Consider the following 24,448-nt stretch of genomic DNA (forward strand, 5'->3'; position numbering starts at 1 on the left):
GCTCGAGGGGCCCGTGGTTCACCAGACCGTTCGAGCGGAGGTTTTTCGCGCAACGGCGCGGTTGTCGGAGGCTCGCGTTAGTGTCGCGACGTGGCCCTCATCCTGCATCGTCGTGACGATCCCACGGCCCTCGCCGACCAGCTCGCGCAGCTGCTCGCCGAGGCACCGCTCGACGTGTTCGCCCGCGAGCTCGTCGTCGCTCCCTCGGCCGGCGTCGAACGCTGGCTGACGCAGCGGCTCTCGCACCGCCTCGGCGCCACGCTCGGTGACGACGGCGTCTGCGCGGGGATCGACGTGTGCACACCGCACACCTTCATCTCGCTCCTGTTGGGGCGGGAGAACGACGATCCGTGGCACCCCGACCGCCTCGCGTGGGCGGTGCTCGCTGCCATGGACGAGTGCGTCTCACGCTCGGGCTTCGAGGCTCTGGCGCGGCATCTCGGTGCCGATGCGGTGCGGGCGGGTGAGGATCCGTGGTGGCACCGTGCCCGGCAGTCGCGCCGTTACGCGGTGGCGCGCCGTGTGGCCGGCCTGTTCGCCCGGTATGCCGACGACCGCCCCGAGCTCATGCGTGCTTGGGAGGCAGGCCGAGACAGCGGTCTCGTCGATCCTGATCTCGCGTGGCAGGCCCCGTTGTGGCGCACCGTGGTCGAGCGCGTCCTGGCACGTGGCAGCGCCGACGCCTCCCCCGTCCAGCGCCTCGACCGTACCCTCGCCGATCTGCGGGCGGGCACGGCGCCGAGCGACCTGCCGGAACGCGTCTCCTTCTTCGGCTACACGCGCATGCCGGCCGCCATGCTCGACCTGCTCGAGGCCCTCGGGCAGGTGTGCGATGTCCACGTGTGGCTGCCGCACCCGAGCCCGGCCCTCTGGGCCGCGCTGGCCGAGAACCCGCAGGGCATCGTCGCCCGCCGGGATGATGCGAGCGCCGAGGCGGCCGCGCATCCGCTGCTCGCCACGTTGGGCCGTGACATCCGTGAGGTCGAGGCGGCTCTGCTCGCACGCAGTGTCGTCGATGCCACCGATTCTGGCGGTGGGGAGAGTCGCGACGACTCTCGGGCGACGCCGACCCGCCTCGCCCTCATGCAGGACGACATCCGCGCCGACCGAGCGCCGTCGTCGGTGCCGAGCGTGCCCGAAGACGATCGCTCGGTGCAGATCCACGTGTGCCACGGGGCTGCCCGTCAGGTCGAAGCACTGCGCGAGACGCTCCTGTGGCTCGTGAGCGCCGAGGGCGGCAATCTCGAGCCGCGCGACATCGTCGTCATGTGCCCCGACGTGGAAACGTACGCACCGCTCATCAAGGCCAGCTTCGCGGCCGTCGACGAGCACGACCACCACCCCGGCCGGCGTCTACGCGTGCAACTGGCGGACCGCGCCGTTTCGGCCACCAACCCGCTGGCCGAAGCCGCGCAGCGTCTCGTCGAACTCGTGACGAGCCGCGTCACCGCCTCGCAGGTGCTCGACTTCGCGGGGCTCCCCGCGGTGGCCGAGAAGTTCGGCTTCGACACCGACGCGCTCGAACGCATCGCCCGGTGGGTCCGCACGACGGAGGCTCGCTGGGGTCTCGATGCCCGGCATCGCGGCGAGTACAGCCTCGGCGGCCTCGAGAACAACACCTGGGCGCAGGCCCTCGACCGGCTGGCCCTGGGCGTCGCCATGAGCGCTGACACGGACGCGGCGGCGTCGCAATTCGTCCCGGTCGACGATCTCGGAAGCTCCGACATCGCCGTCGCGGAGGCCTTCGTCGCCCTCCTCACGAAGGTGAGCGAAGCGGCGTGGGAGATCCGCCGCGTGAGCGCCGTCGACCCCGCCCTGCCGCGGGCGAGCTTCACTCCCGAGGAGTGGTTCGCGTGGCTGCGGCGCAACGTGCTCGCCGTCGCTGCACCCGCTCGTGACATGGCCTGGCAGCGCGCCGAGTTCGAACGCGAACTGTCGTTCCTCGAAACCGGCTCCGCATCGGGTGCCGCGCTTCGCATCACCGATGTGCGCGTCATGCTGGAGCAGCGCTGGGGTCCGCGCCGCACGCGCAGCAACTTCCGCAACGGGGCCGTCAGTGTCTGCACGCTCACGCCCATGCGCTCGGTGCCGCACAAGGCTGTCGTCCTGCTCGGTCTCGACGACGACACGTTCCCGCGCGCCCAGGTCGTCGACGGCGACGACGTCCTGGCCCGCCACCCACTCGTCGGCGAACGCGATGCCCGCAGTGAGGACCGGCAGCTCCTGCTCGACGCCCTCATGGCGGCACAGCATCACTTCATCGCGTTCTACTCCGGCTTCGACGAGCGTGACGGCACCCGCCGCCCACCGGCCGTCCCGCTGCAGGAGATCATCTCGGCGGCCGCTCGGACCGGCACGGGCGAATCCCCTGCCCAGAACACGGCCCAGAGTGCGGACGAGGGGGCGCCGTTCGAGCACCTGCACCCCCTTCAGGCGTTCGACGAACGCAACTTCGTCGAGGCCTCCCCCCTGCCCGGCGGTTCCTACGACGCCGCCGCGCTCCAGGGAGCCCGGGCCCTGCGCGAGTTCCACGCCGACCCTCTGCCCCGCCCGGCGTTGCTCTCCGAACCGCTCGCGCCCGCACCCCCGACCGACGTCACACTCGACGACCTCACGTCGTTCCTCGAGAACCCTGCACGCACCTTCCTGCGCTCGCGCCTGCAGATCGGCGTCACCTACGAGGCCGAGGAAGTCGAGGACGGTCTACCGATCCAGCTCGATCCCCTTGAAAAGTGGGCCGTCGGTGACCGCGTTCTGCGCCAGGTGCTCTCCGGCCGAGCTCTGGATCGTGCGCTGGCCGACGAGAGGCGCCGAGGCAGTCTGCCTCCGGACCTTCTCAAGGCGGGCCGCAACGACGCGGCCACCATCGAGAGGCAGGTGCGTGGCGTTCTCGAGGGTCTCCCCCCGGGCGACCGCACGTCGCACGACATCCACCTCGATCTCGCCCTGCCGCCGAGCGCCGAGGGCGCGCCCAGCACCTCGGTGCGTCTCACCGGTGTGGTGCCGGGGGTCATCGGCGACGAGATCCAGGTGGTCAACTACGGCAGCGTCAACGCCCGGCACCTCGCTTCGGGGTGGGTCAAAGTGCTCGCCCTGGCCGCCTGCTTCCCCGACCGAACCTGGCGGGCTGCGGTTCGCGGAAGGAGCGGCTCGTGCGTTCTCACGGTCGACTCGGCCGAAGCGCGCGAGAGCCTCGTCTCACTCGTCCTCAACCGCGGCTACGGGCTGCGCGCTCCGTTACCGGTCCCGGCCAAGACCGGCCTTGCGTACGTGGAGGGCTACCGTGCCGCGATGCGCAGCGCCAACCCGAACGAGGCGAAGGCCGTGGAGCGCGGCCTCATGAAGGCTCGTCGGGAGTGGGAGAGCAGCTACGAGTACACCCGGGAAGACGCCAACGAGTGGTGGAGCCGTGTCTTCGAGGGGCGAGCCAGCCTCGCTCGCCTGGACGCGGAGGGGCGCTTCACGCTGCTGGCGCCGCGCCTGTGGGGCCCCATCGTCGACCACCGTCAGGAGCTCTCGTCATGAGCGGATACCAGCCCGCGCTGCCCGACACCGTGCCGAACGTCATGCAGCCGTTCAGCATCACCGCTCCCATCCCGGAGGGCACCACACTCATCGAAGCCAGCGCCGGCACGGGCAAGACGTGGACCCTCGCCGCGCTCGTCACCCGGCTCGTGGCCGAGGAGGAACTCCCCCTCGACGAGCTTCTCGTCGTCACGTTCTCGCGCGCCGCGAGCCAGGAACTGCGTGAACGCGTCCGCGGCCAGCTCGAGGACACGCTGCACCGCCTCGGCGCACCAGCCGGCGATGACGACGACGAACTCGTCACGGCGCTGCGCGGCGGCGGCGCCGAGGCGGTGGATCAGCGCCGGGCCCGTCTGGCCCGAGCGCTCGCAACGTTCGACTCCGCCACCATCGCGACGATCCACCAGTTCTGCCATTACGTGCTCAAGAGTCTGGGCGTCGCGGGCGACTCGGACCCGTACGCCACGCTCGTCGAGGACACCGAGACCCTGCGCCAGGAGGTGGTCGACGACGTCTTCCTCCGGTTCAGCAAGGAAGCGAACTTCACCCTCGACTACGAGGAAACACAGAAATACGCGAAGGCCACGCTGGACAACAGCACCGCAGAGATCGGCCCGGTTCCGCCGCCGGCGCACCTCGAGACCGCGATCACCTTCAGCCGTGCCGTGCGGGAGGAGTACGCACGCCGCAAGCGCCGCGGCGGCATCCTCGAGTACGACGACCTGCTCTCCCAGCTGCGCTCGGCGCTCAACGACGAGAATTCCCCCGCACGTGATCGCATGAGGGAGCGCTGGAGCGTCGTCCTCGTCGACGAGTTCCAGGACACCGACCCGGTCCAGTGGGAGGTCTTCTCCCGCGCATTCGGCGAGAAGGGCCGCTCACTCATCCTCGTCGGCGACCCGAAACAGGCCATCTACGCCTTCCGCGGTGGCGACGTACAGACATACCTGTCGGCAGCGAAAACGGCCGTCAACTCCTTCACGCTGCCGACGAACTACCGCAGCGACGCTCCGCTCGTCGAGAGCCTGCAGACACTGATGGCTGGTGTCCAGCTCTCACCCGGCATCGTGACGCACCGCGTCGACGCGGCCCAGCACACCTCACGCCTCGGCGGACAGCCAGGGCAGGCTGACGCCCCCGTCGAACTGCGCTGGGTTCCCGAGTCCGGGCTGGCCGTCGGACTGGCCCGCTCCATCGTGCTGCGCGACGTCGCAGCGAAGGCCGCGCAGCTTCTCGCCGGGGGAACGGCGTTCGACGGGGAGCCCCTCGCTCCCCATCACCTGGCCGTCCTGTGCCGTACCAACAGTCAGCTCGTCGAGGTCCGCGAGTACCTGCGCGAGCTGGGCATTCCGGCGGTCATGATGTCGAGCGAGTCGGTGCTGCGCAGCTCCGCCGGCCAGTGGTGGCTCGAACTGCTCATGGCACTCGAGCAACCGCACCGCCCCGAGCGGGTCAGGGCCGCCTGCCTCACGCCGCTCGTCGGGTGGTCCGCCGAGCGCCTCGACGCGATCGACGACTCGGGCGTCGACGAGGCAGCCGAACTCGTCGCCATGGTGCTGGCGCGGTTCCATTCCGGCGGCGTTCCTGGCATCGTCGACGCGCTACGTGCGCGCGGCATGCTCGCCCGCCTCCTGCGCCGCACCGGCGGAGAACGCGACGTCACCGACATCGAACACTGCGCCCAGTTGCTCACGGCCCGGCAGATGTCGGCCCGGGCCGGCATCTCCTCGCTCGTCGCCTGGCTGCAGGAGCAGAGCGCACAGGACGCCAAAGCAACCGCCGACGCACGCATCATGCGCCTCGACTCCGACGCCCTCGCCGTCACGTTGTCGACCATCCACAGCAGCAAGGGTCTGCAATACCCCATCGTTCTGGCCCCGACGCTGTGGGACCGGTACGACCAGCCGACCAAGACTCCGGGGGTCGTGCACCGCAACAACCGCCGGGAGCTGTCCTTCGACCCCGCGACGGTGAACGCTCCCGAGGCCACGGAGGAGAACACCGGGGAGGAGATGCGTCTGGCGTACGTCGCGATGACGCGGGCGCAGAGCGGCCTCGTCCTGTGGTGGGCCGGCACGAAGCAGAACACGTCCAAGAGCGCCCTGCACCGGTTGCTCTTCGGGCAGGCCAACGGCCCCGAGGCCCTCGATGCGCTCCTTCAGGAGCGCGCCGACGGAGCATCCGAGAAGTGGCTCACCACCACGGAACAGAACGGCACCCCCAAGGTGGACCGGGTCCGCGAGGTCTTTGCCGCTTGGGCGAAGCACGGCGCGTTCACCGTCCATGAAATCGACCCCAACACCGTTCCTCCGCACATCACGGTCAGGCGGGGTGACGCGCGGCTTGCGGTGAACACCTTCGACGACGCGGACGTCGATCGCGCCTGGCGCCGTACGTCCTACTCGGCGCTCTCCGCCGCCGGTGAGGCCGCCGACGAACTCGCCGCCCTCGGTGGTGTGACAAGCGAACCCGAGCACCTCGCCGTCCGCCTCGACGAGGACGCCGACGTCGAACTCGCGACGCCGCCGTCCCCGGACATGCCGGGCAGCGAGATCTCCTCCCCCATGGCGAATCAGCCGATGGGCGCGACGTTCGGTTCCCTCGTCCACGGCGTGCTCGAGGAGGCTGACTTCCAGGCCGCGGACCTGCGCGACGAGCTGCGGGCCCACATCCTCGAGCAGCAGATGCGCTGGCCCGCGGATGTCGAGGTCGAGTCACTCGCCGACGCCCTCGTCGCCGTCGTGCACACGCCCTTCGGCCCCCTGGCCGACGACGTGACGCTGCGGGACATCGTCTCCACCGATCGACTGCCCGAGATGGACTTCGAACTCCCTCTCTCCGGAGGCGAGGAGCCCCACCCGTCCTCGACGTTGCGCGCTTTCGCTCCGCTCCTGCGCGAGCACCTCGACGAAGGCGACCCCCTGCGCACCTATGCGGATCAGCTCGATACCTCGGCACTCGGCGAGGAGCTCCTGCGCGGCTACCTCACGGGTTCGATCGACCTCACCTTCCGTCATGGTGGCCGCTACTTCGTCGTCGACTACAAGACCAACCGACTCGGCGATGTCGACGCGGCGCTGACGCTGGCCGACTACGCGCCGTCGCGGCTCGTCGAGGCGATGAACCACTCGTCGTACCCGCTGCAGGCGATCCTGTACTCCGTCGTGCTGCACCGCTACCTGCGTTGGCGGCTGCCCGGCTACAACCCCGACGAGCATCTCGGAGGCGTGATGTACCTCTACGTCCGTGGCATGGCCGGCCCCGACACGCCGCGCGAGAACGGCACGCCGTGCGGAGTCTTCACCTGGCGGCCGCCGGCGACACTCGTCGTCGCGCTGTCCGACGCCGTCGACGGGGTACGGGCAGGTGGTGTCCGATGACCGACACGCAGCTGCCGACCACACCCGGCGAGCGTTCCGCAGAGCCGGGCGGCGACACACCGAACGGCACTCCGCTCGAAACGCTCAGGGCGGCGGCGTTCGTCACCGAGGGCGATGCCCTTGTCGCGAGCCGCGTCGCCCGGCTCGTCGACGCGCCGACCGACACGTGGCAGATCGCCACGCTCGCGCTGACCGTGCGCGCCGTGCGCGAGGGCTCCAGCGCGCTCGCACTCGACGAAATCGGCCGCCTCACACCCGAACGGGACCGTTCGCTCGACGACGACACCGAGGCACCGACCATCACGCTCGCCGACATCGTCGCGCCACCGTCGTCGCACCAGCTGGCAGACGACCTGCGCACCGGTCCCCTCGTCGGGCAGGGTGTCGTGCACCTCGAGTACGGCTTGGCGTACCTCGATCGCTACTACCGCGACGAGGTGATCGTCGCCGGTCTCCTGCGCTCACGCGGTGTTGCGCCCGTCGACGACGACGCTCTCCGGCGCGCAGGTGCGGCTCTCGAAGGGGGCGCCCTCGACGACGCCCAACGCGCCGCAGTGGACTCGGCACTCACGTCCGCAACGACGGTCCTCACCGGTGGTCCCGGCATGGGTAAGACCTACACGGTCGCTGCGATGCTCGTGGCCGCCCGAGCAGCCCTCGGCGACACGACACGCATCGCACTCGCTGCCCCCACGGGCAAGGCCGCGGCACGCATGGCCGAATCGCTGCGCGAAGCGGACGTGCTCGCCGACCACGACGCGCTCACGCTCCACCGGTTGCTCGGCTACGACCGCACCAACTCCCAACGGTTCGTCCACGGTCGGGGCAATCCGCTCCCGCACGATGTCGTCGTCGTGGACGAGGCGTCGATGATCTCGCTCAGCCTCATGGCACGCCTGCTCGAAGCGCTCGGGCCGAACACGCGCCTCGTGCTCGTCGGCGACCCGGACCAGCTCGCGAGCGTCGAGGCGGGTTCCGTGCTCGGCGACCTCGTCGCCGGGCTCGACACCGGAGTGATCCGGCTCGCCACGCACCACCGCCTCACGCAGGGTCGCGCAGCGGTGGCGGAGGCCTTCGCGCAGCCGACCGGCGACCATCCCGACGGCGGCGAAGGAACTGTCCCGCCGTCCTCGGAGCGTGTGCTCGCAGCCGTCGACAGCCCGGACGACGGCGTCGAGTTCCTCGAGACGGACGCCCCCGACCTCACGATGCTGCCTCACCTCGTCGAGGCCGCTTCCCGGCTGCGCGAGGTCGCGGCCACGGGCAACGCAGAGGCGGCTGTCGCGCAGCTTCGCGCAAGTCGGCTCCTCGCGGCGCACCGCACCGGGCCGTTCGGTGTGGCGCGGTGGAACCGTCTCATCGAGAACGCCCTCGCCGAGCGGTTCCCCGACGTCACGCCGTACGCCATGTACGTGGGGCGCCCGGTCATCGTGACGAAGAACGACCGCGCCCTCGGGCTCTTCAACGGCGACAGCGGCGTCATCATCCGCCAGGGCACCGCGCTTGTGGCCGCGATGGAAACCGCCTCCGGCGTGCGCACGTTCTCGCCGTGGCGCCTGGGCGACCTCGAGACGATGCACGCCATGACCGTGCACAAGGCCCAGGGAAGCCAGGCCGAGCACGTCACCGTCATCGTGCCGCCGGTCGGCTCGCGCCTGCTCACCCGCGAGATGCTCTACACGGCTCTCACCCGAGCGACAGAGCGCCTCACCGTCGTCGGCACGCGCGAGGCCGTCGAACTCGCTGTGGAGACGCCGATCCTGCGCGCCTCCGGGCTGCGTCACCGTCTGCGCGAGCATGACGGCTGAGGCCGCAGCGTGAACACCCCCGTCGGCCGGTTCGGGCGGCGTGATCGAATGAGGTCTCGCCCCGAAACCGGAGCCACGGGGTGATGAAGGGACGGGCTTCGTGAGCAACGAGGACGAGACACGCAAGGGCACGCTCTACGGCTTCCTCGCGTACCTCGCGTGGGGCATGTTCCCGCTCTACTTCCACGCCCTCATCCCTGCCGGGCCGTGGGAGATCCTCGCCCACCGCATCCTGTGGACGCTCCTGCTGTGCGTCGTCCTGCTCGGCGTCACACGTCATCTCGGCTTCCTCAGGAGCCTGTTCGGTGATCTCAAACGCCTCGGCGCCATCTCGATCGCAGCGGTGCTCATCGCGATCAACTGGGTCGTCTACGTCCTCGCCGTGACGACGGGACACGTCACCGAAGCCGCGCTCGGCTACTTCCTCAACCCGCTCGTCACCGTCATGCTGGGGGTGCTCGTGCTCGGCGAGAAGCTACGTCGTATGCAGTGGCTCGCCGTGGCCATCGGTGTCATCGCCTGCGTGTACCTCGCCGTCGACTACGGCAGCCCGCCGTGGATCTCCGTCGGCCTCGCCCTCAGCTTCGCGGCGTACGGGCTGATGAAGAAGCGTGTCGGCGGGCGCCTCACCGCGCTCGAGGGGCTCACCGCAGAAACGGTCGTCCTCGCTCCGTTCGCGGCGGTCATGCTCGTGTGGCTCGGCGCCACGGGGCGCAGCACGTGGTCCGGTAACGGCTCGTGGCACCCCGTGCTGCTCGCCCTGTCGGGCGTCGCCACCGCCATCCCGCTGCTGCTCTTCGCCGCCGCAGCGCGCCGTATCCCACTCTCGACGATCGGGCTCCTGCAGTTCATGACGCCGGTCATGCAACTGCTGTGCGGCGTGCTCGTGCTCGGCGAGACGATGAGCGCCGGACGCTGGGTGGGCTTCGGCCTCGTCTGGATCGCCCTCGTCGTCCTCACGGCCGACTCCCTCGCCCAAGCCCGGCGAACCCGGCGAGCGCGCCGCGCGACGCCCCTGGAGACGTCAGCGGCCGACCCCACCTAGACCGAGGTCGAGGCGGGGCCGGCCGGAGAGCCTGAGGGCAGCGTCAGGCGCCGAGCACCTGGTCGAGGTAGGCGTTCGTGAAGACCCGCTGCGGGTCGAAGCGCTCGCGCAGCGCCACGAAGTCGTCGAACTTCGGGTAGACGGTGCGCAGGTACTCAGCGTCGTAGTCGTGCATCTTGCCCCAGTGCGGGCGCGCCTCGTGGGCGCGCGCCATGTCCCAGAAGTACTTGAAGTACGTCCGGTGGTCGGCCTTCACGTAGTGGTGGATGGCGATGTAGCAGCTCTCGCGGCCGTAGGCGGTCGACATCCAGCGGTCGTCGCCGGCCGTCCAGCGCACCTCGACGGGGAAGGCGACAGGCTCGTTGGTGCGCTCCACCCAGGCCTGAAGATCACGCAGGATCGACTCGGCCGCCTCGACCGGCACAGCCATCTCCGACTCGCGGAAACGCACGGTGCGCGGTGAGGCGTAGACGCTGTGGCTGACGTCGCTGAACTCTCGCGCCGAGAGGGCCCGCGCCGAGACGTTGTTGATCCGGCGCGTGAGGTTCGGGCGAGCGACGCTCAGGCGGCAGATCGCGTCGAAGAGCGTGTTGGAGAGGAACTCGTCGTCGAGCTTGTGGCGCCACTGCGCCAACGGCTTCGTCGGGGCATCGCCGGCGCCGCGCGTGTTGCGCTTCGTCATCACCTTGTCGGTGTGCGGGAACCAGTAGAACTCGTAGTGATCGGTCTCGGCGAGGGCCGCGGGGAGCACGGCGAGTTCCTCGGTCATCGTCGAGGGACGCTCGACGGCCGAGAGGGTGAACGCGGGCACGCACTGCAGCTCCACCTCGGTGAGCACACCGAGTGCTCCGAGCGTGACGCCGAGCGCCGGCACGAGGTCGCTGTTCTCGCCGCCCTCGCTCCAGCGCAGCACGTCGCCGATGCCCGTGACCATCTCGCCGCCGACGACAGTACCGCCGAAGCCGGTCCACGCGAGGCCCGTGCCGTGCGTCGAGGTGGAGACGGCGCCGGAGATCGTCTGACGGTCGATGTCGCCCATGTTCGCGAGCGCGAGGCCGCGGTCGGCGAGCAGGTTGACGAGCTCGTACAGGTGGGTGCCCGCCTTGACGCGCACGCGGTTCGTCGCTTCGTCGACCGAGACGATGCCCGACATCGCGTCGAGACGCACCTGGGTGTCGACCGGTTGCGCGATGGGAGTGAACGAGTGGCCGGCACCGACGGGGCGAACCTTGCGTCCAGCCGCAGTACTCTCACGCACGAGCTCCGCCATCGCGGCAGTATCGCTCGGCGAGACGACGCGTGACGGCGTCGCCGTGACGTTGCCCGCCCAGTTGCTCCACTCAGCCAAAGTTCTTGCCTTCCCCTCGATACGTGGGCACCGTCTCGATGACGCGCCCACCCTCCACGACGTGAACGCTGTCGAAACGCTCGCACGCCTCGCCCGCCTTGGTGTGGCGGAACCAGACGTTGTCGCCGATCGCGAGCCCACGCGTTCCGGGGCCACGCAACGGGGTCTGCACCTCCCCCGGGCCCTCCTGACCGAAATAGCTCAACCCCTCGGGCCACACCGGGGTGGGCATACGCGACGAGTGACCGACACCGGAGGCGAGGTAGCCGCCGCTGAACGTGACGACGACGGATTCGGACGGACGCCGCACGACCGGCGAGACGAAGTAAGCGGCCGCCTTGGTGGTCAGATCGCGGTAGTTGTCGAAGAACGTCGAGGTGAACAGTCCCGAGCCCACAGCGATGTCGGTGACGACACCGTCGTTTCCGGTCAGGTGCACCGAGCCGGTTCCGCCACCGTTGACGAACTCGAGGTCGGCGTATTGCTCGACGGCCCGACGCACCGCACCGCGACGCACCTCCAGCTCCTGCACGGAGCGGCGCTTGATGAGACGGTGCACGGGGGTGGCGTCGGCGACGCCGGCCACCTGGGCCTCGTACATCATGATGCCGACGAGGCGCACACCCTCGGTCTCGGAGGCGAGGCGCGCGAATTCTCCGGCCTCTTCGGCGGTGTGCACCGACGATCGGTGGACGCCGAGTGAGAGGCGCCCGATCCGCAGGGACGCGTCGACGTCGAGGCTCACACGCAACTCGCACCCATGCCCGCGTCCGATCCGCCCGATCATCTCGAGGTGCTCGGGAAGGTCCACCATGAACGTGATCTCGCGGCGGGCGGTGTCGTTCTGCGCAACCATCGCCATCGTCGCCATGTCAACACTCGGGTAGGCGATGACGACGTCGTGGGCGCCGTTCTCGACGAGCCAGAGCGCCTCGGCCGCCGAGTAGACGAGCAGACCGCAGACCCCGTCCTGCTCGAGGCCCCATTCGAGGATCGAGCGCACGCGCACCGACTTGCTCGCGAGCCGGAGCGGCACACCGTCGGCGGCGCGACGCAACTTCTCGAAGTTCTCACGCAGCACGCCTTGATCGACGACGAACTGCGGCCCCTCACCTGCATCGATGGGGGCGTCGAACACGGAGGTCATGTCTGGGTCATCGCGAGAATCTCTGCAAAGCTGTCGAGAACCTCGAGGGCCTTCTCGTCATCCCCGTCCGCGAGCCACGCGAGAGCGACGCCGTCCGTCATGGCAACAGTCATCCGGGCGATGAGATCGGCGGGCAGACCGAGTTCGGCCTCCCCCTTCTTCTGGAACAGTTCGAGGAAGCCGCGCACGACCTCGTATTTGTTCGCGAAGATGCGTTGCGCGAGCTCCGGACCCGGAGCCTCCTGGCGCACGAGGTAGGCCACCAGTTCGTAGACCAGGCGCTGCCGCTCGGTCTGGGCACCACTCAAGGTCCAGTAGTACCGGAAGGCTTGCTTGATGGCGTCGACGGGGGTGGCGCCGTCGGGCAGGTCGAACTCGGCTGCGTCGACCTCACGCTGAAGGAGGGTCTCGACGACTGCTTCGAGCAGGGCCCGCTTGTTGTCGAAGCAGTAGTGCACCGTTCCGAGCGAGACACCCGCCTCCGTCGCGATGCGCCGCACCGTCGTGTTGTCGAGGCCGTCACGGAGCGCGATGCGGATGGCAGCGTCGATGAGCTGCGTCCTGCGCGTGTCGATGTCCAACCGAGGCATGCTTGCGACCCTACTCCCTCATGAGGACGCGTGACCCGACGCAAGAAACACCTTCATCTTTCAACTATCGGACTGCGTGACGCGTCTCGCGGGTTCAGGCGGAACGCGACGCGACGCTCATCGGTAGCGCCTTGAGAGCCGTCTGCGCGTCACCTTCGCCCAACTCGTCGATGAGCGCAGCCGCCTCACGAGCCAGCGAGGCAGTGTGCTCACGTGCCTTGTCGATCGCGGGGTGACGACGCAACAGCTCAAGGGCTTCGGCGTGCTCGGCGTCGTCGACCAACGGGCGCGCGAGGAGCTCCTTGAGCCGCTCGTCGGCCGGGTCGTTCGAGGCGTTGACGTAGAACGTCGGCAGGGTCGCCACGCCCTCGCGCAGATCGGTGCCGGGCATCTTGCCCAGCGTCTCGGCGTCGCTCGTGATGTCGATGATGTCGTCGGAGAGCTGGAAGACGAGGCCAACGAGTTCGCCGTATCGGCCGAGCAGGTCGATGACGCGCGCGTCGCAGCCGGAGAACATGGCGCCGTACTGCGCGGCGGCCGCGATGAGCACACCGGTCTTGTCGGCGAGCACACGCAGGTAATAGGCCATGGGGTCTTCGCCGTCAGGAGCCTGACGCTCGTCCTCGATCTGGCCTGAACACAGGCGGACGAAGGTACGCGCCTGTAGGAGCACGGCCTCGGAGCCGAGGTGAGCGACGAGCTCGGAGGCCTTGCCGAACAGCAGGTCGCCGACGAGGATCGCCGTGGAGTTGCCGTACACCGAGTTGGCGCTCGGCACCCCGCGACGCAGGTCGGATTCGTCCATGACGTCGTCGTGGTACAGCGAGGCGAGGTGCGTCAGTTCGACAGCGGCGGCGGCATCGACCACCTCGTTGCTCGCGCCCGTGCCGAGTTCGGCGGTGAGCAACGTGAGCAGCGGGCGAAAACGCTTGCCCCCGGCGTCGACGAGGTGGTGGCTCGCCTCCTTGACGAGGGGGCTGTCGTGATCGACGACCTCGTCGAGGCGGTCGTTGACGCGCACGAGACCGTCGGCGAGGCGCTGCGTCAGTTCGTCCGACGCCTCGGGCACGACCGCAGCGGCAGGGGATGTCATCGGTTCACTCTTTCGTCGTCGCTCACGCGCTGGGCGTGATGCGCGTCAGGGCGCTGTACAGGCGGTCGGTAGTGCTCGTGCCCTTCGGGTCGGCGAGGTTCGCCATGACCCGGACGACGAGCTTCATGAGGTCTTCCCGCGGCAAACTGTATGTCACGGCGAGCTTCATCAGCTGCGGGTTGCCGATGATCGTGGCGAAGTGACGCCCCAGGGTGAAGTACCCACCGAGGGCGTCCTTCATCACCTTGGGGTAGGTCTCGAGGACGCGTTCGCGGGCAGCGTCGTCATGGCGGCCACGGGTGAAGGCATTCGCGACGACCTCGCTTCCGAGGCGTGCGGCCTCCATGGCGTAGGCGATGCCTTCGCCGTTGAACGGGTTGACCATGCCGCCCGAGTCACCGACGAGCATGAGGCCGTCCGCATAGTGCGGCGTCCGGTTGAAACCCATGGGCAAGGCTGCGCCGCGCAGGTCGCCGACGAGCGTCTCGTCGGTGAAGGTCCATTCGGCCGGCATCTGCGCGACCCAGCGCTTGAGCACCTCGCGGTAGTCGGTGCGCCCGAACGCCTTGGAGGTGTTGAGGATGCCGAGGCCGACGTTCGAGGTGCCGTCGCCGACGCCGAAGATCCAGCCGTAGCCCGGGAGCAGGACCTCGCGCCCGTGCTCGTCACGTCCGGGCAGCTCGAGCCAGCTCTCGAGGTAGTCGTCGTGCGTGCGGGGGCTCGTGTAGTAGCCGCGCACTGCGACGCCCATGGGGCGGTCCTCGCGCTTCTCTCGCCCGACGGCGAGCGCCAAACGGCTCGAGTTGCCGTCAGCCGCGACGACGAGCGGGGCGCGGTAGGTGGCCGTATCCCCCGTGGCACGGCCGTCCTCACCGAGGAGCTTGGCCCTGACACCGACGACCTGCGAGCCCTCGCGCAGCGGCTCGGTGACATTGACACCCTGCAGGAGACGGGCACCCTTGCTCACCGCGTGACGCGCGAGGATGTCGTCGAAGTCCTGGCGGGTGCGCACGAGGCCGTAAGTCGGGAAGCCGGACGCCTCGGGCCAGTCGACCTGCAACCGCATACCGCGGCCCACGAGGCGCAGCCCCTTGTTGCGGATCCACCCCTCGCTCTCGGGGGTCGGAATGCCGAGCAGGTCGAGTTCCTTGACGGCGCGCGGCGTGAGGCCGTCACCGCAGACCTTCTCGCGCGGGAAGCGCGTCTTCTCCAGGAGCAGGACGTCGAGGCCCGCGTCCGCGAGGTACGCGGCCATCGTCGAACCGCCGGGGCCGGCGCCGACGACGATGACGTCGGCGCGCTCGGATGCGTCTGCGCTGTTCACACCGGTGCCCGGCGTGAGGTTCGAGGTGTCGCTCACGCCGCCCCGCCCTTGGACTTCGGCTGGTTCTTCTGTCCCTTCGCCGCCGCAGGCTTCACCGCGCGGTGAAGCGCGACGATGCCACCCGAGAGGTTGCGCCACTCGACGTCGCCCCAGCCTGCTGCCTTGATGCGCGTGGCGAGTTCACGCTGCGCCGGCCAGGCCTGAATGGACTCGGCGAGATAGACGTAGCTCTCCGGGTTGGAGCTGACGGCGCGCGCCACCGGCGGGAGCGCCTGCATGAGGTACTCGCCGTAGATCTTGCGGAAGGCACCGTTCGTCGGCTGGCTGAACTCGCAGATGAGGAGGGTGCCACCGGGCTTCGTCACGCGGGCGTACTCGGCGAGGGCGCCGTCGACATCGACAACGTTGCGCAGGCCGAAGCTCATCGTCACCGCGTCGAACGAGGCGTCGGCGAACGGCAGCTTCGTCGCGTCCGCGGCGGTGAAGGCCATGTCGGCGCGGCGCTTCTTTCCCTCGCGCAGCATGCCGAGGCTGAAGTCGGCGGGCACGACGTGCGCTCCCGCGGCTTCGAAGGGCTCGGACGACGTGCCGGTTCCGGCGGCGATGTCGAGCACGACCTGACCGGGCCGGGGAGCCAGCGCCTTGAGCACCTGCTTGCGCCAGCGACGGTCCTGACCGAGGGAGAGCACGTCGTTCATGAGGTCGTAGCGTGCCGCCACGTCGTCGAACATGCGCGCCACGTCGGAGGGTCGCTTGTCCAGGCCTGCTCGATTCATGCCTGCATTCTCGCACCCGTCACCGCCTGGGCCGAAGCGCGCCTTAGGCTGATCCATTGTGAACGAAGCCCGTCCCGCCGCCACGCCGCGTCTGCGCGTACGCACGTACGAGCTCACCGACCCCGGTGACCTCGTCGGCCTCATCCCCGCAGGCGCCCCGCGGAGGACGTCATGTCCTGGGTTCGGCGCGAGGAAGGGCTCGTGGGCTGGGGACGCGCGGCAGCCGTTTCCACCTCCGGCGACGCTCGCTTCGCCGACGCCGAGGAGTGGTGGGACGCCCTCGTCGCCGCAGCCGACGTCGTCGACGAGGTGGAACGACCGGGCACCGGCCTCGTCGGCTTCGGCTCGTTCAGCTTCCGCAACTCCTCCGACGAAGGCGCTGCGCTCGTCGTGCCGGAGATGATCGTCGGTCGGCGTGACGGCCACGCGTGGCTGACGACGATCAACCGCACCACCGACCAGTTGCCGGAGGTGAAGCCCGCCGAGGCCCCCACCGGCGTGGAGCGCACCGACGGGGCGCTGTCGCCGGCGCAGTGGCGTGGCGCTGTCGGAGACGCCATCGAGTACATCCGCGCCGGACGCATCGACAAGGTCGTCCTCGCGCGCGACGAGATCCACACCGCCGACGCCGACATCGACCCGCGCTGGCTCCTCGCCCGCCTGTCCACCGCCTACCGCGACACGTGGGCGTTCGCCGTCGACGGGCTCGTCGGCGGCACGCCGGAACTGCTCGTGCGCTCGGACAAGGGCCTCGTCACCTCGCGTGTGCTCGCCGGAACGATCCGGCGCACCGGTTCCGACGATCACGACCTGGCTCTCGCGGCGAGCCTCGCGCGCAGTTCGAAGGACCTCGTCGAGCACGAGTTCGCCGTGCGTTCGGTGGAGGCCGCGCTGCGGCCGCACTGCTCCTCGATGAACGTGCCCGACGCTCCCTTCGTGCTGCACCTGCCGAACGTCATGCACCTCGCGACGGACGTCTCCGGGGCTCTCACCGACGGCGCGTCGTCGCTCACGCTCGCGGCGTCGCTGCACCCGTCGGCTGCCGTATGCGGCACGCCGACGCGCGAGGCCGCCCTCGTCATCGACGAGCTGGAACACATGGACCGCGGCCGGTACGCCGGGCCCGTCGGGTGGATCGACGCGCGCGGTGACGGCGAGTGGGGCATTGCCCTGCGCAGCGGCCAGATCGACATCGAGAACCCGTGCCGCATCCGCCTGTTCGCCGGCTGCGGCATCGTCGAGGGCTCGGATCCGGTGAGCGAGGTGGCCGAGTCGGTCGCCAAACTCGCACCGATGCGCGAAGCGCTGCGCTGATCGCCGCTACCGTCGAGGGATGAAGCAACTCCTCGTCATCACACACGCCCCGACGCCTGCCACCGTTGCGTTGCGCGACGCCGTGCTCGCGGGTGCGAGCGATCCCGAGTTCTTCGCCGACGAGGTCGACGTGCACGCCGTGGCAGCCCTCGAGGCCACCGATCCGCAGCTCTACCTCGACGCCGACGGCTACCTCTTCGGCACGCCGGTGAACTTCGGCTACATCTCGGGCGCACTCAAGCACAGCTTCGACTCGACGTACGACGACCTGCTCGAGGAGGTGGCGCGCCGCCCCTTCTCCTACTGGGTTCACGGACGCAGCGACGCCACCGGCGCGCGTCGTGCCCTCGACGCCATCACCACCGGGCTCGACCTTCGTCTGGTCGCCGAACCGTACGAACGCCTCGGCGAACTGAGCGACGTCGACCTCGCCGAGGCCCGCGAGTTCGGCGCCACCGTCGCCGCCAACCTCATCGCCTGACGCACACCGAGCGCGTCCGGGCCGGCGCTCAGCGACGCTCGAACCGCGTCGGCATCTCCTCGGCACCGGCGACGGCCTCGATGGCAGCGGACACGAGATTGCGGCGGCCGAGACGCTCACCGCTGCGATCGACCGTCACCTCGACCACCTGGACGTCCGGCCGCGGGTTCGAGACGAGATCGATGAGGTGCTCACGCGAGGTGGCCCGGGTGTACTCGACGCCGCGCGCCTGGCACGCCAGCTCGAGATCGGCGCCCGTCGGCGTACCGAAGACGCGTTCGAAGTGCTCGGCGAACTCCGGCCGGCCCTGTTCGAGGGTGCCGAAGATGCCCCCGCCGTTGTCGTTGATGACAACATGGTGAGATCGGGGCGTGGCTCGCCGGGGCCGAGCAGCAACCCGTTGCTGTCGTGCAGGAACGTGAGGTCCCCCATGAGGGCGAAGCTCGGCCGCCCGTGCGCGAGTGCGATGCCCATGGCCGTCGAGACGAGCCCGTCGATTCCGGACAGGCCACGGTTGCCGACCGCGGACACCTTGCGAGCGATCTGCTGCGGGTTACGCCCGAGGTCGAGGTCGCGCGCCGTGTTCGACGAACCCACGAGCAGCGCCGAGTCGGCCGGCAGGTGCTGCACGACGGTCGACGTCGCGGACATTCCGGAGGGCCACGACTCAGCGACGAGCGGCCCGACGACCTGGGTGAGGCGGTGGCCCGCCATCCGCCACGCGCTGGCCCAGCGACGGTCGGCGCATGCCGAGACCACCTCGTGCGAACGGGCGATCGTGGCCCACTCGTGGACCCGCTGGACGACGTGTGAGGGGTCGGCCCACGCGTTCGATCCGGTGATGATCTCGACCGTCACCTCGGGGTTGCGCAGCAGCAGGGCGACGTCACGCGAGAGCGTCATGCGACCCGCGACGAGCACGCGCTCCGGCAGGTGCTCGTCCAGCCAGTCGTGGCAGGCGAGGATGAGCGAACCGTGCGGCATCGCACGGCCACGGTGGTAGTCACCGAACGGCTCGGCGATGACGGGCCAACCGGCGGCGTCCGCGAGTTCGGCGATCTCCGCGCTCATGCGCGGGTCGGGCAGGTCGCCCATGAGGACGAGGGTGCGCGGCACCGGGGCGATGCCCGGCCCGTCCGCCACGGCGACGCGGGAGGCGGGGGCTCGCAACTGCAGCCACGGGCGTCCACGATCGCGGCCCTCGAGGGACTCAGGCCACGTCTCGTCGCCGGAGGTCTCGGGGGTGAGCGGCTCACGGAACGGCAGGTTGAGGTGGACCGGTCCGGCGTCGCCGGTGGGCACTCCCGCGGCGTGCGCGACCGCACGACCGATGACCGAGCGCCACACGGTGTTCTGCCCCTCACGCTCGGCGGGCGTGGCGAACTCGTGGAACCAGCGCGTGGCCTGGCCGAAGATCTTGACCTGATCCGTCGTCTGGTTCGCACCTGTGTCGCGCAGCTCTGCGGGGCGGTCGGCCGACATGACGATCATCGGCACCTGCGCGTGGTGCGCTTCGAGGACGGCCGGGTGGAGGTTCGCGACGGCCGTGCCGCTCGTCGTGATGACCGGCACCGGGTTGCGTGAGATCTTCGCGAGTCCGAGGGCGAGGAAGCCGGCCGAACGCTCGTCGATGCGCACATGGAGGCGCAACTTCTTCGCGGCGTCGGCCCGCGCCACCGCGTAGGCGAGCGGCGCGGAACGTGAGCCGGGCGCGAGGACGACGTCGGTGATGCCCAGGCGCACGAGTTCGTCGACGAGGACGGTGGCCATAGCGGTCGAAGGATTCACCGGGCCAGTCTCGCGCACCCCGCCGCCGAAGGCCACACGTGACAGGGTGTGACGGACACTCGGGTGGGCCCGGTCCTGCCCGGTCCCGGGTCGGAGTGTGCGGTGGGCCCACCCCTGCCAGGGCCGTTAGCCTGACCGACGTGAGCACCCTCAACGACCTCCCCGCCCCGAGCGGCGAGCAGTGGACCATCGCGGCGCACGGCTACGAGGCAACCGTTGTCGAGGTGGGTGGTGGTCTGCGCCACCTGACCCACGACAAGCGTGACCTCGTCTGCGGTTATGCCGTCGAGGCAATGGCGGACGCCGCGCGGGGACACGTCCTCACGCCGTGGCCCAACCGAATCGACGGCGGACGGTACTCGTTCGACGGCGAGGATTACCTCCTGGCGCACACCGAACCGGGGCTGGCGAACGCCTCGCACGGTCTCGTGCAGTGGCTCGCCTGGGATCTCGTGGAGCGCTCGACCCACCGGCTGACCGTCGGCGTCACCCTCCATCCCCAGCCCGGCTGGGCGTGGACCCTGCGCGTCGAGATGACGTACTCGCTCGACCCCGACGGCCTGACGGTCACCCCGAACGTCACGAACCTGTCGTCCACCGCGTGCCCGTTCGGGTTCGGAGCGCACCCGTACCTCACCGCGGGTGAGTCCTCGCTCGACGACGCCGCCCTGACGCTCGACGTCGCCACGCAGCTCACCGTCGACGAGCGACTCATCCCGACCGGGCGCGAGACGAGCACCCACGATTTCTCCGGCGGGCTCCCGCTCGAGGGGGTCTCACTCGACACGTGCTTCACGGACATCGGCGTCACCGACGGCCGCTGGCGGGCTTCGGTCACGAGTGGCTCGCGCACGACGACACTGTGGGCCGACGCGAGTGCGTACCGCTACGTCCAGACCTTCACCGGTGATGGCCTGCCCGAACCGAAGAACCGCCGGTCGGGGCTCGCCGTCGAGCCGATGACGTGCCCCGCCAACGCCTTCAACACCGGGGAGGGCCTGCTCACCCTCGCGCCCGGCGAGACGTGGAGCGCCCCGTTCGGCATCACCGGCGCCTGAAACTCGATGTTGAGCGGTGAGCGCGGCACGGGTACCGCCCACACCGCTCAACATCGAACCCCGCCGCGGATGCCGATGCCGCCCGCGGCGACTACCGTGGTGAGAGTGCCTCGATCTGCCCGTAGTTTCGCCGACGACCTGAGGGGCCGCGCGGACGACGACCTAGCGGCGCTCCTTCTCGCCCGGCCCGATCTGGCGCGCCCGGCACCCGCCGACATCACGTCGCTCGCCGCGCGGGCCTCCACGCGCGCCAGCGTCCAGCGCGCTCTCGAACACCTCGACGCGCGCCTCCTCCACCTCGTGGAAGCGCTGCTCGTCGTCGGCGCCGAGGGCGCTCCTTCGGCGCTCGGTGCGTCACGTTCCGCCGTCGACGACGGTATCCGCGAGTTGTGGCACCAGGCTCTCGTCTGGCGCTCTCCCGACGGGTGGCGCACCGCCCGAGCTGTCGGCGAAACCCTCACGCACCCAGCGGGATTGGGACGAAGCGCGAGCGATCTTGACGTACGACTGGCCGACCTTGCCGTCGTCTCCGAGGGCGACTTCGACGCCGTGACACGGGCCTACAACGCGCTCTCATCGCGTGCTCAGGCCGTCATCGACCAACTCCGGTGGACATCCGCACGCGGCTCGTTCACCACTCAGACCCTGCGCGATGTGCGCCGCGAACTCGTCGGTGCCGGCCTCATGGTGGCCGTCGACGGCGAGCGCGGCAGCGACGCCGTCATCCCGCGTGAGGTCGGGCTCGCGCTGCGTGGCGGGCGTCTGTACCGCGAGGCGTGGGCTCCCCCGACCGCCGAGATGACCCACGTCGAGCAGGCGAGTGCCGACGACGCGGCGGCCGGCGCCGTGCTCGATCTGTTGTGGCGTCTCGACGAGGTCGTCGCCGCCTGGGACGCCCAACCGCCCCGCGTGCTGCGCACCGGAGGCGTCGCCGTACGCGATCACCGACGCACGGCCGTAGCGATCGACAGTTCGAGCGATCTGACGGCGTTTGTCCTCGAACTCTCCTACGCCGCAGGTCTTCTCGCTCCCGACGGGGAGGTCGATCCGCTGTGGCGGCCCACCGAGTTCTACGACGAGTGGGCCACGTGGACTCCTGCCCGTCGCTGGGCCCATCTAGCGTCCGCGTGGCGCGACACCACGCGCGCCGCGAGCCTCGCCGGTCAGACGATCGACGGCACTCTCGTCAACGTCCTCGGCAAGGACGCCTCGTGGCCGCTCATGCGGGCTCGCCGCGCCGACGTCCTCGCCACGCTCGCCGCGCTCGAGGCAGGCAGCGCCCCGACCACCGAACAGGTCGACGCCCTGCTGCGCTGGAAACGACCCCTGCGCCTTCCCGAGGGAGCCCCCACCCGCGCCGACGACGTGTTGCGCGAGGCCGGCTGGCTCGGCGTGACGGGCCGCTCGGCCCTCACCTCCGCCGGTCGAGCGCTCCTCGCGGTGCCGAGCGACGACTCCGTCCCGACGAGCGAGGCGAACCTCGAGTCCGTCGCCGCCCTCATGGCCGCCTCCATGCCCCAGCCTGTCTCGCAGGTCATGCTCCAGGGCGACCTCACCGCTATTGCGCCAGGGCCTCTCACGGAAGAGGTCGCGACTTTCATGCGCCGCAGCGCCGACGTCGAATCACGTGGCGGCGCAACGGTCTTCCGGTTCACCGAGAGCAGCATCCGACGGTTGCTCGACCACGGCGTCTCCTCGGGCGAAGCGCTCGAGGCCCTCCGGCGTCACTCGATGACACCGGTCCCCCAGGCGCTCGAGTACCTTCTCGGCGACGTCGCGCGTCGATACGGCCATCTGCGCGTCGGCTCCGTCGGTTCGTACGTGCGCAGCGACGACGAGGGATCGCTCGACGCCCTCGTCGCGGACTCCTCGCTCGCCTCGCTCCAGCTACGCCGCATCGCTCCGACCGTGTGCGTTTCGCCCCTGCCCGCCTCGACGCTGCTCGACGTTCTGCGTGAGCACCGTCACGCGCCGGTTGCCGAGACCTCGGACGGTGGCGTCGTCGTGCGCACCGAAGCGGTGAAGCGCTCCCCCACGCCCGGGCGCCGCAGCACGCCGGTTCGTGTTGTCCGCCTCGACGGTGACGAAGCGACGGCCATGACGCAGCGCATGCGGGAGGCTGAGAAGAGCGCCGTGCGCCCCTCGCAGCACGACGAGCGCACGCGCATCCCCTCGTCCGACCCGACGGTCACACTCACCTCCTTGCAGGACGCTGCCGCCGATCGGGCTCCCGTCTGGATCGGTTATGTCGATGCCTCGGGCGACATCAAGCGCGCCCTCTTCCGGCCGACGAGCGTCTCGGGTGGGCGCGTCGTCGGGCAGATCGGCGACAACACGACGACCACCCGCTCGTTCTCCATCCACCGCATCACCGGGGTGGCGCCGGCGTGAGCGAGCCGATCGAGACGTGCCTCGTCGTCGTCACCCGGACCCTCGAGGGCCGCACGCACCTCCTGCTCGGGGAGAAGCTGCGCGGGTTCGGCCAGGGCCGCATGGTCGTGCCGGGCGGCAAGGTCGATCCGGGTGAAACACCTCGCCGAGCGGCCGCGCGGGAGCTGTTCGAGGAGACGTCGCTTCGTGTGAACGAAGCCGATCTGGACGCGCGGGGCGTCGTCACCTTCGCCTTCCCGGACGGCGGCGGGGTCGACATGCGCGTGCACGTCTTCGTCACCGACGCAGCCGAGGGGGAACCGGCGGACTCGGACGAACTCCTCGTCACGTGGGCGCCCGTCGACGCCCTTCCCACGAGCCGCATGTGGCCGGACAACGTCCATTGGCTCCCGGTAGCGCTTGCCCGCGGCTTCGACGAGGCCACCTTCACCTACGCCGCGGACGGCGCGACCCTCGCCAGTCACACCGGAATCTGAACGCGGGTCTTTCGTCCCAGATACCGGGGGCCGAGGACGATGATCGCAACACCGAGCAGAAGCAGCGCTCCTCCGGCGAACGCCGAGACAGCCGGCACCTCCCCGAGAAACAGCCACCCGGCGAGGAAGCCGACGACCGGCACGAGCAGGGTGAACGGTGCGACGTTCGAAGCCGGGTAGTGGCCCATGAGGCCGTTCCAGATCGTGTAACCCACGAGGCTTGCGAGGACGACGGTGTAGGCGGTCGAGGCGACCGCTGCGCCTCCGAAGTGATGAAGCCCCTCGACCATCCGCTTCGGGCCCTCGATGAGGAAGGACAGCGCGAACAACGGCAGCGGCACGAAGAGGCTGCCCCACACCGTCAGTCCCAGGCCGGACGCGCCGGCGCAGCGGCGGGCCGCGACGTTCCCCGCGCCCCAGCTCAGAGCACCGGCGAGACAAAGCATCACCCCGACGAGTGGCGTCGCGCCCGAGCGTCCGGACGCCACGAGAACGAGACCGGCCAGGGCCACACCCATGCCCACGAGCTGGATCGTCTTCGGTCGCTCCTTGAGCAGAGCGGCCGCGATGACGACGGTGAAGAGCGCCTGGGCCTGGAGGATGAGCGACGCCATCCCGGAGGCGAGACCGGCGACCATGGCCGAGTAGAGGAAACCGAACTGCCCCGCCGACATGAGCAGGCCCACCGGTGCGAGGTCGCGCCAGGCCACCTTCGGACGCGGTACGACGGCGACGAACGGCACGATGCAACTGAAGCGAATGGCCGCGAACAGCAGCGGCGGCACGCCCTCGAGGCCTTCGTGGATGACGACGAAGTTGACGCCCCAGATGAGCACGACGAGAAGTGCGAGGGCGATGTGGCGGGGCGTCATGGGGCTATTCGACCGCGCGGGGACCCTGCCGG

Annotated in this window: 17 protein-coding genes; 9 read left to right on the forward strand and 8 right to left on the reverse strand. The window is 70.0% G+C overall.

The window, feature by feature from the left end; all coding sequences use genetic code 11:
• Nucleotides 1-90: 90 nt before the first annotated feature.
• The 4 genes from recC (at nucleotide 91) to rarD (ending at nucleotide 9,758) form a co-directional block, all read left to right on the forward strand.
• The gene (gene recC, locus D1832_RS01395) at nucleotides 91-3,525 is read left to right on the forward strand and encodes an exodeoxyribonuclease V subunit gamma (RefSeq protein WP_118912275.1); all 3,435 of its coding nucleotides are present in this window, start codon (nucleotides 91-93) and stop codon (nucleotides 3,523-3,525) included.
• Entirely contained in the window at nucleotides 3,522-6,905 is a 3,384-nt protein-coding gene (locus D1832_RS01400; protein ID WP_182434607.1) for a UvrD-helicase domain-containing protein, read from the forward strand. Before recC ends, D1832_RS01400 begins: the two co-directional genes overlap by 4 nt.
• A complete protein-coding gene (locus tag D1832_RS01405) occupies nucleotides 6,902-8,713 on the forward strand; it encodes an AAA family ATPase (RefSeq protein WP_118912276.1) in 1,812 nt (603 codons plus the stop codon). The genes D1832_RS01400 and D1832_RS01405 overlap by 4 nt, the downstream gene beginning before the upstream one ends.
• Before the next feature lie 100 nt (nucleotides 8,714-8,813).
• On the forward strand, nucleotides 8,814-9,758 hold the full coding sequence (gene rarD, locus D1832_RS01410) for an EamA family transporter RarD (RefSeq protein WP_118912277.1): 945 nt from the start codon (nucleotides 8,814-8,816) through the stop codon (nucleotides 9,756-9,758).
• A gap of 43 nt (nucleotides 9,759-9,801) precedes the next feature.
• Here the strand turns inward: rarD and D1832_RS01415 are convergent, their stop codons facing one another.
• The 6 genes from D1832_RS01415 to D1832_RS01440 all read right to left on the reverse strand — a co-directional run bounded on the left by D1832_RS01415 (nucleotide 9,802) and on the right by D1832_RS01440 (nucleotide 16,036).
• Nucleotides 9,802-11,106, reverse strand: a complete 1,305-nt coding sequence (locus D1832_RS01415; protein WP_118912278.1) for a D-arabinono-1,4-lactone oxidase — start codon at nucleotides 11,104-11,106, stop codon at nucleotides 9,802-9,804.
• Nucleotides 11,099-12,253, reverse strand: a complete 1,155-nt coding sequence (locus D1832_RS01420) for an alanine racemase (protein ID WP_118912279.1) — start codon at nucleotides 12,251-12,253, stop codon at nucleotides 11,099-11,101. The genes D1832_RS01415 and D1832_RS01420 overlap by 8 nt, the downstream gene beginning before the upstream one ends.
• Nucleotides 12,250-12,843: a TetR/AcrR family transcriptional regulator gene (locus tag D1832_RS01425; RefSeq protein ID WP_118912280.1), complete on the reverse strand. Its 594-nt coding sequence runs from the start codon at nucleotides 12,841-12,843 to the stop codon at nucleotides 12,250-12,252. Before D1832_RS01425 ends, D1832_RS01420 begins: the two co-directional genes overlap by 4 nt.
• Nucleotides 12,844-12,937: 94 nt before the next feature.
• Nucleotides 12,938-13,936, reverse strand: coding sequence for a polyprenyl synthetase family protein (locus D1832_RS01430; RefSeq protein ID WP_118912281.1), 999 nt, complete (start codon nucleotides 13,934-13,936; stop codon nucleotides 12,938-12,940).
• 22 nt (nucleotides 13,937-13,958) lie between these two features.
• Entirely contained in the window at nucleotides 13,959-15,296 is a 1,338-nt protein-coding gene (locus D1832_RS01435; protein ID WP_118912282.1) for a geranylgeranyl reductase family protein, read from the reverse strand.
• Complete coding sequence (locus tag D1832_RS01440) at nucleotides 15,293-16,036, reverse strand: demethylmenaquinone methyltransferase (RefSeq protein WP_047310441.1); 744 nt, start codon at nucleotides 16,034-16,036, stop codon at nucleotides 15,293-15,295. Before D1832_RS01440 ends, D1832_RS01435 begins: the two co-directional genes overlap by 4 nt.
• A gap of 171 nt (nucleotides 16,037-16,207) precedes the next feature.
• Between D1832_RS01440 and D1832_RS01445 the strand changes: the two genes are divergently transcribed.
• The gene (locus tag D1832_RS01445) at nucleotides 16,208-17,350 is read left to right on the forward strand and encodes an isochorismate synthase (protein WP_338067268.1); all 1,143 of its coding nucleotides are present in this window, start codon (nucleotides 16,208-16,210) and stop codon (nucleotides 17,348-17,350) included.
• A 19-nt stretch (nucleotides 17,351-17,369) separates the two neighbouring features.
• Nucleotides 17,370-17,831, forward strand: a complete 462-nt coding sequence (locus D1832_RS01450) for a flavodoxin family protein (protein WP_118912283.1) — start codon at nucleotides 17,370-17,372, stop codon at nucleotides 17,829-17,831.
• Between the two features lie 135 nt (nucleotides 17,832-17,966).
• Here D1832_RS01450 and menD read toward each other — a convergent pair whose 3' ends face one another.
• On the reverse strand, nucleotides 17,967-19,601 hold the full coding sequence (gene menD, locus D1832_RS01455) for a 2-succinyl-5-enolpyruvyl-6-hydroxy-3-cyclohexene-1-carboxylic-acid synthase (RefSeq protein ID WP_476728659.1): 1,635 nt from the start codon (nucleotides 19,599-19,601) through the stop codon (nucleotides 17,967-17,969).
• 158 nt (nucleotides 19,602-19,759) lie between these two features.
• On the opposite strand from menD, the gene D1832_RS01460 reads away from it, so the two are divergent.
• The 3 genes from D1832_RS01460 (at nucleotide 19,760) to D1832_RS01470 (ending at nucleotide 23,544) form a co-directional block, all read left to right on the forward strand.
• The gene (locus D1832_RS01460) at nucleotides 19,760-20,677 is read left to right on the forward strand and encodes an aldose 1-epimerase family protein (protein WP_241510801.1); all 918 of its coding nucleotides are present in this window, start codon (nucleotides 19,760-19,762) and stop codon (nucleotides 20,675-20,677) included.
• A gap of 105 nt (nucleotides 20,678-20,782) precedes the next feature.
• Complete coding sequence (locus tag D1832_RS01465; protein WP_241510802.1) at nucleotides 20,783-23,068, forward strand: helicase-associated domain-containing protein; 2,286 nt, start codon at nucleotides 20,783-20,785, stop codon at nucleotides 23,066-23,068.
• Nucleotides 23,065-23,544 carry an 8-oxo-dGTP diphosphatase gene (locus D1832_RS01470; protein ID WP_118912285.1) on the forward strand — a complete coding sequence of 160 codons (480 nt, stop codon included), beginning with the start codon at nucleotides 23,065-23,067 and terminating at the stop codon, nucleotides 23,542-23,544. Before D1832_RS01465 ends, D1832_RS01470 begins: the two co-directional genes overlap by 4 nt.
• Here the strand turns inward: D1832_RS01470 and D1832_RS01475 are convergent.
• Complete coding sequence (locus D1832_RS01475; protein WP_118912286.1) at nucleotides 23,529-24,416, reverse strand: EamA family transporter; 888 nt, start codon at nucleotides 24,414-24,416, stop codon at nucleotides 23,529-23,531. The two genes, D1832_RS01470 and D1832_RS01475, sit on opposite strands and share 16 nt — an antisense overlap.
• Nucleotides 24,417-24,448 lie beyond the last annotated feature (32 nt).

The organism is Dermacoccus abyssi (assembly GCF_003515945.1).
Lineage (GTDB): Bacteria > Actinomycetota > Actinomycetes > Actinomycetales > Dermatophilaceae > Dermacoccus > Dermacoccus abyssi.

Excerpts from the sequence above, each read along its gene's own strand:
- D1832_RS01400 (WP_182434607.1), top strand. The coding sequence starts at position 3,522 with ATGAGCGGATACCAGCCCGCGCTGCCCGACACCGTGCCGAACGTCATG.
- D1832_RS01405 (WP_118912276.1), top strand. The coding sequence starts at position 6,902 with ATGACCGACACGCAGCTGCCGACCACACCCGGCGAGCGTTCCGCAGAG.
- D1832_RS01420 (WP_118912279.1), bottom strand. The coding sequence starts at position 12,253 with ATGACCTCCGTGTTCGACGCCCCCATCGATGCAGGTGAGGGGCCGCAG.
- D1832_RS01425 (WP_118912280.1), bottom strand. The coding sequence starts at position 12,843 with ATGCCTCGGTTGGACATCGACACGCGCAGGACGCAGCTCATCGACGCT.
- D1832_RS01430 (WP_118912281.1), bottom strand. The coding sequence starts at position 13,936 with ATGACATCCCCTGCCGCTGCGGTCGTGCCCGAGGCGTCGGACGAACTG.
- D1832_RS01440 (WP_047310441.1), bottom strand. The coding sequence starts at position 16,036 with ATGAATCGAGCAGGCCTGGACAAGCGACCCTCCGACGTGGCGCGCATG.
- D1832_RS01445 (WP_338067268.1), top strand. The coding sequence starts at position 16,208 with ATGTCCTGGGTTCGGCGCGAGGAAGGGCTCGTGGGCTGGGGACGCGCG.
- D1832_RS01450 (WP_118912283.1), top strand. The coding sequence starts at position 17,370 with ATGAAGCAACTCCTCGTCATCACACACGCCCCGACGCCTGCCACCGTT.
- menD (WP_476728659.1), bottom strand. The coding sequence starts at position 19,601 with ATGGCCACCGTCCTCGTCGACGAACTCGTGCGCCTGGGCATCACCGAC.
- D1832_RS01475 (WP_118912286.1), bottom strand. The coding sequence starts at position 24,416 with ATGACGCCCCGCCACATCGCCCTCGCACTTCTCGTCGTGCTCATCTGG.